The sequence below is a fragment of the Sphingomonas suaedae genome (genome assembly GCF_007833215.1).
Classification (GTDB): domain Bacteria; phylum Pseudomonadota; class Alphaproteobacteria; order Sphingomonadales; family Sphingomonadaceae; genus Sphingomonas; species Sphingomonas suaedae.
Window position 1 is genome coordinate 509,520 of the sequence record NZ_CP042239.1, and the last position, 12,805, is coordinate 522,324.

At 64.0% G+C, this 12,805-nt stretch carries 14 protein-coding genes; 8 read left to right on the top strand and 6 right to left on the bottom strand.

Annotated elements, in window-relative coordinates; genetic code table 11:
- Positions 1-187: 187 nt before the first annotated feature.
- From FPZ54_RS02485 to FPZ54_RS02500, 4 genes are read left to right on the top strand one after another with little or no spacing between them, the layout of a single operon-like run.
- Positions 188-667, top strand: coding sequence for a DUF4019 domain-containing protein (locus FPZ54_RS02485; RefSeq protein ID WP_186456882.1), 480 nt, complete (start codon positions 188-190; stop codon positions 665-667).
- Positions 668-672: 5 nt separating this feature from the next.
- Positions 673-1,302 (top strand): hypothetical protein, encoded by a 630-nt coding sequence (locus tag FPZ54_RS02490; protein WP_145844729.1) that lies wholly within the window; start codon positions 673-675, stop codon positions 1,300-1,302.
- An 11-nt stretch (positions 1,303-1,313) separates the two neighbouring features.
- Positions 1,314-1,889 carry a hypothetical protein gene (locus tag FPZ54_RS02495; RefSeq protein ID WP_145844730.1) on the top strand — a complete coding sequence of 192 codons (576 nt, stop codon included), beginning with the start codon at positions 1,314-1,316 and terminating at the stop codon, positions 1,887-1,889.
- Positions 1,886-3,421: a hypothetical protein gene (locus FPZ54_RS02500; RefSeq protein ID WP_145844732.1), complete on the top strand. Its 1,536-nt coding sequence runs from the start codon at positions 1,886-1,888 to the stop codon at positions 3,419-3,421. The genes FPZ54_RS02495 and FPZ54_RS02500 overlap by 4 nt, the downstream gene beginning before the upstream one ends.
- A gap of 251 nt (positions 3,422-3,672) precedes the next feature.
- On the opposite strand, the gene FPZ54_RS02505 is transcribed toward FPZ54_RS02500, so the two are convergent.
- Genes FPZ54_RS02505 through FPZ54_RS02520 form a run of 4 tightly spaced genes read right to left on the bottom strand, consistent with a single transcriptional unit; the run spans position 3,673 to position 6,850 of the window.
- Complete coding sequence (locus tag FPZ54_RS02505; protein ID WP_145844734.1) at positions 3,673-4,452, bottom strand: anti-sigma factor family protein; 780 nt, start codon at positions 4,450-4,452, stop codon at positions 3,673-3,675.
- Complete coding sequence (locus FPZ54_RS02510) at positions 4,449-4,970, bottom strand: RNA polymerase sigma factor (RefSeq protein WP_145844735.1); 522 nt, start codon at positions 4,968-4,970, stop codon at positions 4,449-4,451. Before FPZ54_RS02510 ends, FPZ54_RS02505 begins: the two co-directional genes overlap by 4 nt.
- 33 nt (positions 4,971-5,003) lie before the next feature.
- Positions 5,004-6,467 (bottom strand): YncE family protein, encoded by a 1,464-nt coding sequence (locus tag FPZ54_RS02515; protein ID WP_145844737.1) that lies wholly within the window; start codon positions 6,465-6,467, stop codon positions 5,004-5,006.
- Positions 6,468-6,469: 2 nt separating this feature from the next.
- A complete protein-coding gene (locus FPZ54_RS02520) occupies positions 6,470-6,850 on the bottom strand; it encodes a DUF305 domain-containing protein (RefSeq protein ID WP_145844738.1) in 381 nt (126 codons plus the stop codon).
- Between the two features lie 225 nt (positions 6,851-7,075).
- On the opposite strand from FPZ54_RS02520, the gene FPZ54_RS02525 reads away from it, so the two are divergent.
- Entirely contained in the window at positions 7,076-7,864 is a 789-nt protein-coding gene (locus FPZ54_RS02525) for an alpha/beta fold hydrolase (RefSeq protein ID WP_145844740.1), read from the top strand.
- Between the two features lie 104 nt (positions 7,865-7,968).
- A complete protein-coding gene (locus FPZ54_RS02530) occupies positions 7,969-9,585 on the top strand; it encodes a GMC family oxidoreductase (RefSeq protein WP_145844742.1) in 1,617 nt (538 codons plus the stop codon).
- 39 nt (positions 9,586-9,624) lie between these two features.
- On the opposite strand, the gene FPZ54_RS02535 is transcribed toward FPZ54_RS02530, so the two are convergent.
- Positions 9,625-10,107 carry a MarR family winged helix-turn-helix transcriptional regulator gene (locus tag FPZ54_RS02535; RefSeq protein WP_145844744.1) on the bottom strand — a complete coding sequence of 161 codons (483 nt, stop codon included), beginning with the start codon at positions 10,105-10,107 and terminating at the stop codon, positions 9,625-9,627.
- A gap of 114 nt (positions 10,108-10,221) precedes the next feature.
- On the opposite strand from FPZ54_RS02535, the gene FPZ54_RS02540 reads away from it, so the two are divergent.
- Both FPZ54_RS02540 and FPZ54_RS02545 read left to right on the top strand, forming a co-directional pair.
- Positions 10,222-11,238 (top strand): alpha/beta hydrolase, encoded by a 1,017-nt coding sequence (locus FPZ54_RS02540; RefSeq protein ID WP_186456884.1) that lies wholly within the window; start codon positions 10,222-10,224, stop codon positions 11,236-11,238.
- A 26-nt stretch (positions 11,239-11,264) separates the two neighbouring features.
- Complete coding sequence (locus FPZ54_RS02545) at positions 11,265-11,696, top strand: organic hydroperoxide resistance protein (protein ID WP_145844745.1); 432 nt, start codon at positions 11,265-11,267, stop codon at positions 11,694-11,696.
- A 159-nt stretch (positions 11,697-11,855) separates the two neighbouring features.
- On the opposite strand, the gene FPZ54_RS02550 is transcribed toward FPZ54_RS02545, so the two are convergent.
- Positions 11,856-12,764 (bottom strand): LysR family transcriptional regulator, encoded by a 909-nt coding sequence (locus tag FPZ54_RS02550; protein ID WP_145844747.1) that lies wholly within the window; start codon positions 12,762-12,764, stop codon positions 11,856-11,858.
- Positions 12,765-12,805 lie beyond the last annotated feature (41 nt).

Consider the following 12,805-nt stretch of genomic DNA (forward strand, 5'->3'; position numbering starts at 1 on the left):
CTCGCATGTTGCAGCTTTTTTTCAACGCGGCCGGGCTTCAAGTTTATGAATATTCCAATTAGAACAAAGCGCTGCTCGACTTTCTTGTGCAGGTGCAAGTGCGGTCCGCTCGATTACATGCAACTTACTTGATCAAACTCTTTCATTCGATACAATGCGCGGTTTGAAATTGGCGAAAGCTAGAGGCATGAGAGCATTCGATTGTTCGACCATTGGCTCGATCGCGCTTTTTCTCGGCGCGATTCCCGCAAACATCATTGTAATCGATCCTGCTCCTGCACGGGCAGATGCGACCGTGGATTCGGATTCAAAAGAGGACGCTGAGTCCGCGGCGCTCAGTTTTGTCACGCGCTTTGAGGAAGGAGATCCGGGTGAAATCTATGACGAGGAATTGAGCCCGAGCTTCAAAGCTCTTACTGCACGGCAGAACTTCGTGCAGCAGAGCGGATTCTTACGGTTGCAGAGTGGTGGGCGCGCTCTCGCACGAGAACTGATCGGGTCCCAACCTTTTACCCAGACGCCTACGGGGCAGGTTGGCACTTTTTATTACATTCGGTTTCGCACTCGGCATCCCAACGGGCTGGTATATCAAGACGTCTATCTTGAGCGAGTGGATTCCGCGTGGAAGATTGCTGGCTTTTATACCATCGCGGCGCCACAGCAATGATACCGATGAGGGCTGCTGCGGCGACGTTGGCGCTTTTCTGTACGGTCACATTGATGCCGCAGGCGGGAGCGCAGGACGCCGCGCGGTCTTTCGGCCGATTACAAGATGCAATTGGCAAGTCGATGGCCGAACTTCCCGAGGATGAGCGCATAACGAAGATCTTTGAAGACGCGGTGGCGCTGCAGGCTGCATCGTCTCGATTGTCACCCGACGATATCGGCGACTACGTGCGATCGCTGGACCATGATACCCAGCTGCTGGAGGCCGCGCTCGATTCGTCAGGGCCCGAACGAGACGCGATACTGGCGGACGTAGCTGAAGATCTCGAGATCAAGCGATCGGCTGGCAACGGCATGGGAGCCGGATCCAGTTTCCCCGGCCGTGTTTCAATTCGTGTGACCACGCGACGTGGTGTAGACGCCGTTCCCGGTTATGTTATCGGCCTTAATCCCATGCGCTGGCGAGGCCAGCAGCCGATGTTTCGATTGCCCATACTCAGCCCCGCGAGCGGCAGTGTCCCGCCCGGACGCTATGAAGTCATCGCACTGCGCGATGGGCGGCCGGTGGCGCGCGATATCGTACGCATCGGCCTCGCGGCCGAGGATACGATGGAAATAGACCTGCCGGTACCATGACGGCGAGCGGGATGGATCTGACGCGCTTGCGCGCGACATGGACCGTGCTGCTGCAGGCCGCGACGTGGCTCGTGGCGCTCATCATGCTCTTCGTGCTGAAGCCTCCGCGTTTCACTCCTGCAGACGATGGCTTAATGTTTGTTCGGGCCGTTGAGTTCGTTGCGGCAATTGCGCTCGCGCTTGGCATGGTGGTCATTCACCGAAAGCGCCTGCGTCTGAAGACGCTCTGGACCGGTTGTGCTGTGGCGACGGTGGCGGCAGTGACCGCTCTGTTCGGCTACGTCGCACTGGTCGCGCAATGGACGTGCGAATATGATGGACGCGGCCCTGTTGTCATTGGCAGCAAGATACTTGCCGAAGCGAAGCGCTATGCGGCCACCCTATCCGATCCGGGATGCGAGGTTCTCATCCAGGACGCTGCGGGGGATACAGCCTCGGTCTGGCCGCAATATGAGATCGTGGCGCATCACCTGGCACTTACCGGCTGCTTTATGGCGACCGTCCTACTTTTCGCGCTCGCCGCCCTGCTCGCCGTCGAGACCTTTCGCGCGGGAATGGGCGATGCAGAGGTTGGGGAAGGCGCATGAACTGGATGCGGACTGCGACAGCATTGATCGCATTGGCCCCGGTTGTTTCCTACGCAGTGCAAAAAGATACTCCCGCGGCCGAAAACGGACTGGCGGCGCGAGTCAGCGCCCACGCGCGCGCAGCGGCCGGGCGCTGGGGCGTCAATCCGACGGTCCGCATAGTGGAGGACGGCGCCAAACTTGAAGCGTTGGAGAACGGACGCATCGACGTGCCTATGGCAAAGCTCCGCGAACTGCTTTTGGGGATTCCCGACGTGCAGGCGGATGCTGTCATTGCTTGGCTGATGGCGCACGAGGTCTGGCATCAAGTGCAGTTTCGTGATGGCTGGAAGCTGGTTGGCGCGAGCGATCGTGACAAGCGGCTCCGCGAATGCGCGGCAGACACCATGGGTGCCTACGCAGTGATGGACGCGAATCTGTCGACAAGGATCTCCACGCCCGACGAGCAGGCGATGCGCGAGCTTTCGGCGGCAATCTCTCAGATCATCGACGCGGCGGAGCGTCTTGAGACCGGAAATCTTGGCAGAGGCAATCACCCTGACGCCAATGCACGACGGGCCGCATTGCAAGCAGGCTTCGGGAGGGCCGTCCAGGAACGTGTGTACCAGCTGTCCAACGATCCCGGACGCGGGCTGCTCCGGGATCGCTTAGCCAAATTATATGATATCCGCGCGGGGGAAACGACCGGAGCTTGGTCGCTCCGGATGTGTGAATCTGTACTGCATTCAGGCAACGGCGTCGAAGATCTCGCAATCGGCACTCCGCAATTCAATTGGAACGAGTCGGGCGATCCACCGATCGTCGATTATCGAATCCCCTACCGCAATGTTGGGACCAACCCGATCAAGGTGACGATGCAAATCCGATCGGTCAGCGTGCCGCGACTAAGCCGCGAGGATCGCGGAAAATGGACTGTGGCTGATCTCAACAGCTACTCGTTCATTCTAAACGCCGATGCTAGCTATGACGTGGTCGGGCGGCTTCAATGGATTGCCACCGATGATGTGATGCCCAAATTGGTGTTCCCAAAGGCAGCGGAGAGCTATTTCGATGTTGTCCGGCTGGGTCCGGTCAATACCGGGGCGACCCCGAAACTGGTCAGCGCGCTTGGCCGGGAAGCAAGCGAACTCCAAGCAACCTTGTCCGCGTTATTCAATGCAGCTCCCGGCCGCTTCGGGGCAGTTTCGGCCAATTGCGAGACCTATTCGAGCTTTCGAATGTGCGACCTCACGCTCGCGGTCGTCGGCGCTTCGAAGACACATGTCACCATCGACCAGGACGGCTCAAGTAACGTTACGCTTGTTGTATATGGGGGCTCGTCCGAGATTGAGGCAGCCGCCGCCTACAGTCGTTTCCGAGGTTGGCTTCGTTCGATCTACCCTACGTTGGCCTTCGACGAGCGGTCGCGCCCGGAGGGGAGGGATGAGGTCAGTATGAAACCCGCTCCAACCGCAACCCTGACCCTATACAAGCGCAAGAAATCCTCCGGGGATTTCGAAGTGATCGCGCTAATCAAGCCAGCCCTATTTTGAGTGACAGGGCGTCGATCGCGTCACGCGAGCACCCGGCGGCCCGCAGCGCGAGCGCGGCACGGTCACGGGGACCGTGCGGCATTCAGCGCATCATCACCCATACGTCAGCGCCCCCCGCAATGTCGCGAGAGACTTGCGACCTGAGACCCGGCGCCGCGCCCAATTGGCATATGGAGCAGAGATACAGCGCCAAGCGAAAGTGTTAGCAGGAGCCCTGCCGCTCGCATGGTGCTACCCACTCCGGCCCATCGTCATGTTCTTGCCCGTATTTGTCGGCGCGCCTCATCAGCGATGGGATGAAGGAGGTCCGCGGCGGCCATGCCACCGACAAGGCTATAGCCCATCCCATCGTCCGCCCAGGCATATCCGACGACGTCGCCTTCGCGATGCTGGGCCATCGGCGCATTTGCGTCGCGTCGTACCATGGGTCGCATCAGAATGGCGATGCGCCCGCCCTTTGCATCGTCGTACATGAACAGGCCCGCCGGCCCGTTCTGCGTGGCGACGACGCGACCGCCCATCAGCCGGTAACCGGAGTCCGACAGGTCCGGTAATGACACCGGCTGCGCGAGGCGCTGCTCGACCCAGCGTACGAGCTTGTCGCTGTCCGCTGCGGAAATTTCGACCGGGCGCCCGCCGTCGGGACCGAAGACCGCATAGGCATAGGACGCCTCCCGGGCGAGCGCATCGATGCCGCCGGCGCGGCCCCCGTCCAGCCCGCGCAGCACCCAGCCGCCACCGCCGCCGGCAATGAGGAGGAGGCACGCCGCCGCCGCTGCCCGCCAACCAGTCCAGCTGGATTGGCGGCGTGACGCGATCAGATGGTGGAGAGTGAGCGCAGGCGGCACGGGTTCATCGGCAATGGGGCCGAGCGCCGCCCGAAGCGCCGCGCGATGGGTGCCGAACCGCGCAAAGCGGTCTGCCACCTCGGGATTTTTCTCGAGATAAGCTTCCACTTCCGCGCGGCGACCCTCGGACAGCGCGCCATCGACAAAGGCGTGAAGATCGTCTTCTGAGATCGGACGGCTCATTTGACCCTCCTAAGCACAGTCCCAGTCGACGCCAACCGGTCCGGTCGTTCTTCGAGGATCTGCGCCAACCGATGCCGGGCGCGCGAAAGCCGGGACATCACAGTGCCGATCGGAATATCTAGGATCGACGCCGTCTCGGCATAGGAAAGATCCTCTACCGACACGAGCAGCAACACGCTGCGCTGGTCTTCGGGCAGCCCGGAAAGTGCGTCGACCACCGCCCGATGGTGCAGCCGGTGTTCTTGTGCGGGCGCTATGGCAATCGCGGCTTCGTCCATGTCGTCCACGGTGACATGGACTCCGCGACGGGCCGTCTGCTTCATCCGGTTGATCGCCAGATTGTGCAAGATGGTAAAGACCCATGTCCGCGCGTTGCCGTCAGCCCGGCGCTGGTGCCAGCGCCCGATCACGCGCTCAAGGCAATCCTGAACGAGATCGTCCGCAGCGCTTTGATCGCGCAGCAGGCTGCGCGCATAGCGCCGCAGGGAGGGGATCAACGGTTCGACCAGGGTCATCATATCCTGCACGGTCTTCTCCCGACCACGCCGCCGTCACCGCGCACGCGACTGCACCTGTACCGGTGCGCCATAGGCGGTCGTCGTGCCTGGCACGATGACAAGGAAGCGCGAACCATCTCCCGATGCATCGCGCACCACCTGTCGGATCGGACCTACCGCATTGACGACCGACGAACCAGCCGGGTTGGTCGTGAAGCTGGCCAGCGGTTCGATAGCACCGCTGCCACCGCGGTGCTTCGCCAGTGCCAGGACATAGGGCTTGCGCGGCTCCAGTCCTGCAACCGCGGCCTGCAGCACTTGCGTCAAGCCCTGGTCGAACAGCGACACGCTGGTCGACGGCGTACCCGATGCAGGGCCGACCGGGTCGAGCGTCAGATGCACCGCCTGCGCAGCAAGGCCGAGCGGTGCCAGCCCGGTCGTCGCGCTGCCAACAGGCACGGCATTGGGCACATAGACGATCGCCTGAGGCGCCTGGCCCACCGGGATTTCCGTAAGCACGCGGTGCTTCGCCGTGTCGATCACGGCAACCCGGTCCGCATTCTCGATGCCGACATAGATGCGGCTGCCATCGCCCGAAGGCCAGAGGCCATGGGGCAGCTTGCCGACCGGGATCGTCGCGACCTGCGCGAAACTGTCGGTCCGGAACACCTTGATGGCGTTGAGCCCACCCACGGTGACATATGCGAACTGCCCGGCCGAGGTCCGCGCGAAATTGACATGGTTGGTCAGCGGGCCGGTGTCGATCGTGCGGATCACGTCAAAGGGCGGGCGCGCGTCGAAGACCATGACGCGTCCGATGTCTTTCAGCGTCAGCCACACCTGCTTTCCATCCGGACTCGCCGCGATATTGGGGCAGAAGGGCGAATCCTGTTTGATCCGACCGACGATCTGATGATCGGCCAACCGGATCGCGACCGTCTCGGCGGTGAAGGACGAGCAGACATAGCCATATTGGCCGTCCGGAGAGAAAATCTGCATTCCCGGGCCCGCGGGCACGCGAATGCGCTTCGTTTCCATGAAGGTCGTAGTGTCGAGAACCGCGATGTAATCTTCGCCCCGGATCGTTACCCAGAGCTCACGGCCATCCGGCGTGAAAAATGCCTCATGCGGCGACCGCCCAACATAGGTGGTGGCCTTCACCGCGTTGGTCGCGGTGTCGATGAAGGTCACCGAATTGGACCCGATCGACACGACCGCCAGCGTCTTGCCGTCCGGTGCAAAGCCCAGGCCGTGGACGAGCAGCTGGCCGCGATAGAGCGGGCTGAGACTGGCGGGCTGCGGATCGCCCAGCCGGATCACCCCGAGCAGCCGGTTCGTGGCGGGATCGATGACCGAAACCGTGTTGGAGAATTGCTCCGCGACGTACACGCGATCGCGCGCGCTGATCCGCGTATCCGCCGCAGTGGCGTGAGGGGCCGGTGCGCGGTCAGCCGCGTTTGCGCCGGGAGCAAGAGCGGCGCCCGCAACAAGCAGAAGCGCGAGGACAGGTCGGTTCATGATCAGCGCTCCTGCCCGGCTGCGCCGGGCGCTGGCGATGCGGTTATTGCATGAAGTCCGACGGCCAGCCGCATCGCCCGAATCTCGTCCTCCTGCGTGACGATGATTTCCTGTGCGAGGCGCCTGACCGCATCGTTGCGGCTCGATCTCAGGACCGCGCGGGCCATGTCGATCGCGCCCCGATGGTGCGGGATCATCATCGTGACGAAGTCCTTGTCGATATCCCCGGTCGGGGTCACGTGCATGGCCTGCATCATCCGCGCCATCGCCGCCTCATTCTCTGCGAGAAAGATGGCGGCTTCCGGTGAAAATTCCGCGCTCGATGCGTCCGCCGTGCCGTGCGGATGCTGGCCATGCTGCGCCGGGGCGGGCGCGGCTGCCATCAGCGCGCCGCAGACTGCAATGAGGGCGCACACACGTGTTCCAAATTTCATGTCGTCGTCACTCCGCGTTCCGTCATGCTGGAGTGGACAGCCGGGAAAGCGGATTATTCCCGCGGCCGTGGTTTTTCTTTCGATCGGCGCTCCCACGAAAATAAATCGGGGTCGCGGGAATAAATGCGCGGCTCCCTTGTCTCTCGTGGGTCTCAACTATGAGGGATTGTTCCGATGCATACCAAAGCAATCATCGCGGCCATGCTTGCGCTGTCGATGTCTGCGGCCGCGCAGTCGCGCGAGCCGGTCGCCCCGGGCGAGGACCATCTGCAGCCGCGCAACGTCGTGCTCGTGCATGGGGCCTTTGCCGATGGATCGGGCTGGCGCCGCGTCTATGACGACCTGACCGCGCGCGGCTACCGGGTAACCATCGTCCAGAACCCGCTCACCTCGCTCGCCGACGACGTCGCTGCGACCAGAAGGGCGCTCGATCGGCAGGACGGCCCGGTGGTGCTGGTCGGCCATAGCTGGGGCGGAACGGTGATCACCGAAGCGGGGGTGCACCCGAAAGTCCGGGCGCTTGTCTATGTTTCCGCCCTGTCGCCCGATGTCGGGCAAACGACGGCGCAGCTCTATGACGGTTACAAGACCCCGCCCGAATTCGTGATCGACACACATGCGGACGGATTCGGATTTATCAGGCGCGAGAATTTCCGCGCCGGCTTCGCCGCCGACGCGACACCGGCCGACGTCGCGTTTCTGCGGGATTCGCAGGTTCCCATCAACATGGCGGCATTTTCCACCGTGCTGAAGCATGCGGCCTGGCGCTCAAAACCGAGCTGGGCGGTGATCGCCACGGACGATCGCGCGTTCGACCAGCGGATGCTGCGCGACATGGCCGCCCGCATCGGTGCCAGGGTGACCGAAGTGGCCGCAAGCCATGCCGTTTTCATGACCCAGCCCAAGGTCGTTGCCGAGGTGATCGACGAGGCCGCCCATGAGGTCTCGGCCGCAGCCCGCTAGTCCCTCTCTCCCCTAACCAACATCCGGATGTCCAATGGGCGTGGGCGGGCTTGGCTGCCTGCCGCGCGCAACGGCGGAGCCTTGTCCGGTCGCAGGAGATCATCATGACCCATCACACCGACACACACGCCATTTCCGATTTCGAGCGCCGCGCCCGCGAAAACCAGCAACGGCTCAATGCCGCGCTGAAGCCGGTTTATGATTTCATCGTCTGCGGCGGCGGATCGTCAGGCTCGGTCATTGCCCGGCGCCTTGCCGAAAATGCCGATTGCCAGGTGCTGCTGATCGAAGCCGGTGGCGATGACGAGGCCGAAAGCGTGCTCGATCCGTCGCTATGGCCGACCAATTTGGGCAGCGAACGCGACTGGGGCTTTCAGGCCCAGCCCAATCCGCATCTCGACGGCCGCGCGCTGCCAATGTCGATGGGCAAGGGGCTTGGCGGCGGCTCAAGCGTCAACGTCATGGTCTGGGCGCATGGCCATCGCAGCGACTGGGATCATTATGCGGCCGAAACCGGTGACTCAGGCTGGGGCGCCGAGGCGGTCCAGGAGATCTATCGCCGGATCGAAAATTGGCAGGGCGCGCCCGACCCGGATCATCGCGGCAGCGGCGGCCCCGTCTGGGTGCAGCCCGCCGCCGATCCCAGCCCCATTGCCGGAGCATTGCTCGACGCGGCGCAGGAGCTCGGCATCCCGCGTTTCGACAGCCCCAATGGGTGGATGATGGCGGGCGACGGCGGTGCCGCGATTTCGGACATGCTGGTGCGCGACGGGCGCCGTCACTCGCTCTACCGCGCCTATCTGCGGCCCTTTGCGGACCGCCCGAACCTGACCATCCTCACCAATACGCTCGTTCGGCGCATTCTCTTCAACGGTCGCCGCGCATCGGGTGTCGAGATCGAGCGGGCAGGCGAAATCCGGTCGATCGGGGTCGGTAGCGAGGTGATCGTCTCGACCGGCGCGATCAATACGCCAAAGCTGCTGATGCTGTCAGGTCTCGGCCCGCGCGCAGCGCTTGGGCGGCTTGGTATTCCTGTGGTTCAACACATTCCGGGCGTCGGCCAGAATTTGCAGGATCACGTCGCCTTTTGTTGCACCTGGGAATATCGCCAGCCACTCGCGCCGCGCAACAGCGGGAGCGAGGCCAAGCTCTACTGGAAATCCCGCCCCGAACTGACCGCGCCCGACCTGCTGCTCTGCCAGGTGGAATTCCCGGTGCCTAGCGAGCGCACCGGGGCGCTGGGCGTGCCCGAGCATGGCTGGACGATGTTCGGCGGCCTGGCCCATCCGCAGAGCCGGGGCGCGGTGCGGCTGGCGTCGAGCGATCCCCATGTGGCGCCGATCGTCGACGCCAATATGCTGTCCGATCCGGCCGATGTCGAAGCGGCGCGGGCCTGCGTCAAATTATGCCGCGAACTGGGCGCAGCAGCGTCCTTCGCGCCGTTCGTCACGCGCGAGGTGATCCCCGGCGCGGGCAATCCGACCGATGACCGATTTCTGCGCGATGCGGCGGTGACCTATTGGCACCAGAGCGGCACGGCACGCATGGGCCGCGACGACCTGGCGGTGGTCGATGCGTCGCTCAAGGTGCGGGGCGTGGAAGGTCTGCGGGTCGCCGACGGATCGGTCTTCCCCACCGTCCCGACCGGCAACATCCAGGCACCCTGTGCCATTGTCGGCGAACGCGCCGCGCAGATCATCCGCGATACCCATTGCCTCTGACCGCGTTCATGGCGCGTGGCCAAACCGGGTTGGAACCGATCAGTCCACGGCTCCACCCGGGGCGGCGCGGTCGCTTCGGAGCGCCGCGCCGAGGGCCGCCAGCTTGTGGTTCAGCGCCTGCAATTCCTCGGGAGGCATTCCCGTTGCTTCGAGCATCGCGGCGGGAATGCAGCCGAGTGCGTCATCGATCAGGCTGCGACCCGCATCGGTCAGCGCAAGCCGGACGACCCGCTCATCCTGTTTGTCGCGCGTTCGCGTCACCAGCCCGGCGGCCTCCAGACGCTTGATGAGGGGGGTGAGGGTGTTCGACTCGAGATGGAGCTTGCCACCAAGCGCGCTCACCGTCTGGCCGTCCCCTCCGCGCAACGCCACCAGTGCGAGATATTGCGGGTAGGTGATGCCGAATCGGTCGAGCAGCGGCTTGTACACACGGTTGAATGCCAGCCCGGTCGCATAGACCGAGAAGCACAGAAACTGGTCGAGCGGTTCGCTTTGGAGGGGGGCGGGGGATGTATCAGTCATCCCCCGAATATAAATCGCACGCGATTTAATCGCAAGGGTTGACAGCGCGACTCGCTCAGCTATTTACATCGCACACGATCTAATCGTGAACGACTAACCGAAGGGATATTGATCATGCACACCATGCCCCGCCTCGCTGCTCTCGCTTCCACCGCATTGCTGGCCCTGTCGGCTGCCCCCGCTGCGGCGCAGACGCTCGAACCGTCCGCCAAGGCGTTTGCCGATGCCGCCGCCGCTGGAAAGCCGATCTACGACCTGCCCTATGCCGACGCCCGCGCCGTTCTCGCGAGCGTACAGGCCGACAAGGTCGCCGCCTCCGCCGCGACCAACACGCAGGATCTGGTCTGGAAGATCGGCCCCACCGGACAGGTTCGCGTGCGTATCGTACGCCCGGCCGATGCCAAGGGCGCGCTCCCCGCAGTCCTCTATTATCATGGCGGCGGCTGGGTGATGGGCGATCGCAATACGCACGACCATCTGATCCGCGAACTGGCGGTGCAGGCGGGCGCTGCGGTGGTCTTCGTCGAATATGATAATGCGCCGGAAGTCCGCTACCCGGTCAACAACGAGCAGGCTTATGCGGCGCTTGAGCATGTCGCTGCCAATGGGGCCGCGCTGGGCATCGACGGATCGCGGCTGGCGGTGGCAGGCGACAGCGCCGGTGGCAACATGGCGATTGCGGTCACGATGATGGCCAAGGATCGCGCGGGGCCGAAGATCGGGCATCAGTTGCTCTTCTACCCGGTGACCGATGACGTGTCGGACAACGCATCGTACCGCGCCTTCGGTAACGGCCCATTCCTGACCCGCCGGGCGATGGACTATTTCCTGGCGGCCAACTACCCGGCCGAGCGTCGCAAGGATGTGCTCGCCTTCCCGTTGCGCGCTTCGCTCGACCAGCTGACCGACCTGCCCGAGGCGACCATCATCGTCGCCGAGAACGACCTGCTGCGCGATGAGGGTGAGGCCTATGGCCGCCGCCTGATCGAAGCCGGCGTGCCGGTCGCCGTCGCCCGCTACAACGGGACCATCCATGACTTCGTGATGCTCAATGCGCTGGCCGACAGCGCGCCCGCCCGTGCCGCGATCGCCCAGGGCGCCGCGCGCCTGCGCAGCAGCTTTGCCCGCTGAACTCCATTCGAAAAAGGAACACCGACATGAACAAGATCCTCTATTCGACCCGCGCCACCGCAACCGGCGGTCGCGACGGCAAGGCGCGTACCGACGACGGCACGTTTGAGGTGACGCTCGCCGCGCCGAAGGAACTGGGCGGCAACGGCCAGGGCAACAACCCGGAACAGCTGTTCGCCGCGGGCTATGCCGCCTGCTTCCTCAGCGCGCTCAAGTTTGTCAGCACGCAGGGCAAGCACGCTCGCCTGCCGACCGACGCCCGCGTCAGCGCGACGGTCGGCATCGGGCCGCGCGCGGACAAGGGCTTCGGCCTCGCCGTGACGCTGGACGTCTCGCTTCCCGGCCTCGACGCGAGCGAGGCCGAGGCGTTGGTGGCGGAAGCCGACTCGATGTGCCCCTATTCGCACGCGGTGCGCGGCAACATCGATGTTGCCCTCAACATCGCCTCCAACGACTGATCCCCCGCGCGCCTGGCCCGGGCATATGTGTCCGGGCCATTGTCGTGCCATCTGGCAATCCGTCGCGGCGACCGGGCCAGTGAGAGGCGGCCATCGCCTCCGTGCCGAGCCGGATTGTCATGCTCAGGGACGGGCTCGCCCCGGTCTGACGCAGGCGGCTTAGCCGCGTCGGCACGCACGCGATCGTTCGCGTGCCAGATCGACAAACACCTTGAACGCGGCGGGCGGATTGCGGCGGCTGGGATAATAGAGACAGATGGGCGTAAGGGCGGGCGTCCATTCCTGCAACAGTGGCACCATCCGCCCCGCCTCGATATCCGCCCGCACGTCCGATTCCATGAAGAAGCCGATGCCTACGCCTTCCAGCACCGCTATCCGCGCAACGCTCGCCTCGTCGAGGATGATCGGCCCATCGACCTCGAGATGGAGCGGCTGGCCCTCTGCTTCGAACTGCCAGCGATACATCGCGCCATTGGGCAGCCGGACCCGGATGCAGGCATGGGCGAGCAGATCGGCGGGGACGCGCGGGCGCGATCGGTCTGCGAGATAGGCCGGCGCGGCGACGACGGCGTAGCGCCGGACCGGGCCGATCGGGATGGCGATCATGTCCGACGGAACGAGATCCTGGCTTCGCACCCCGAAATCGAACCCATCGGCCACGATGTCGGAGAGCGCGCCTTCAGTCACTAGGTCTATGCGTACCTGGGGGAAGCGCTTCAGGAACTCGAGCACCAGCGGCACCATGATCTCGCGTGCCGCCGTCGCGAAGGTGTTAATGCGCAGCGTTCCCGTCGGCGTGTCCTGCTGTGACCGCACCGTATCGAGCGCGTGATGAATGTCGCGCAGAGCAGGCGTGACCTGCTCGACGAAGCGGCGCCCGGCCTCTGTCAGCGACACGCTGCGCGTCGTGCGGTTGAACAGGCGCACGCCCAACTGCCCCTCCAGCTTCGCGATCGCGTTGCTGAGTGCGGTGGTCGACATGCCGAGGTCGATCGCCGCCGCGCGGAACGTTCCCCGGCGGGCGATCGCAAGAACCGCGTCGAATTCGTGCAGACTATGTCCAGCCATTGTTGCGATAATCGAAATTCTACGTACCGCTTTATCCCGAT

Coding starts and splice junctions, on each gene's coding strand:
- FPZ54_RS02510 (WP_145844735.1), bottom strand. CDS start 4,970: ATGATGACCCTGGTCGAACCGTTGATCCCCTCCCTGCGGCGCTATGCG.
- FPZ54_RS02520 (WP_145844738.1), bottom strand. CDS start 6,850: ATGGCAGCCGCGCCCGCCCCGGCGCAGCATGGCCAGCATCCGCACGGC.
- FPZ54_RS02500 (WP_145844732.1), top strand. CDS start 1,886: ATGAACTGGATGCGGACTGCGACAGCATTGATCGCATTGGCCCCGGTT.
- FPZ54_RS02540 (WP_186456884.1), top strand. CDS start 10,222: ATGCACACCATGCCCCGCCTCGCTGCTCTCGCTTCCACCGCATTGCTG.
- FPZ54_RS02545 (WP_145844745.1), top strand. CDS start 11,265: ATGAACAAGATCCTCTATTCGACCCGCGCCACCGCAACCGGCGGTCGC.
- FPZ54_RS02535 (WP_145844744.1), bottom strand. CDS start 10,107: ATGACTGATACATCCCCCGCCCCCCTCCAAAGCGAACCGCTCGACCAG.
- FPZ54_RS02490 (WP_145844729.1), top strand. CDS start 673: ATGAGGGCTGCTGCGGCGACGTTGGCGCTTTTCTGTACGGTCACATTG.
- FPZ54_RS02525 (WP_145844740.1), top strand. CDS start 7,076: ATGCATACCAAAGCAATCATCGCGGCCATGCTTGCGCTGTCGATGTCT.
- FPZ54_RS02485 (WP_186456882.1), top strand. CDS start 188: ATGAGAGCATTCGATTGTTCGACCATTGGCTCGATCGCGCTTTTTCTC.
- FPZ54_RS02530 (WP_145844742.1), top strand. CDS start 7,969: ATGACCCATCACACCGACACACACGCCATTTCCGATTTCGAGCGCCGC.
- FPZ54_RS02515 (WP_145844737.1), bottom strand. CDS start 6,467: ATGAACCGACCTGTCCTCGCGCTTCTGCTTGTTGCGGGCGCCGCTCTT.
- FPZ54_RS02505 (WP_145844734.1), bottom strand. CDS start 4,452: ATGAGCCGTCCGATCTCAGAAGACGATCTTCACGCCTTTGTCGATGGC.
- FPZ54_RS02495 (WP_145844730.1), top strand. CDS start 1,314: ATGGATCTGACGCGCTTGCGCGCGACATGGACCGTGCTGCTGCAGGCC.
- FPZ54_RS02550 (WP_145844747.1), bottom strand. CDS start 12,764: ATGGCTGGACATAGTCTGCACGAATTCGACGCGGTTCTTGCGATCGCC.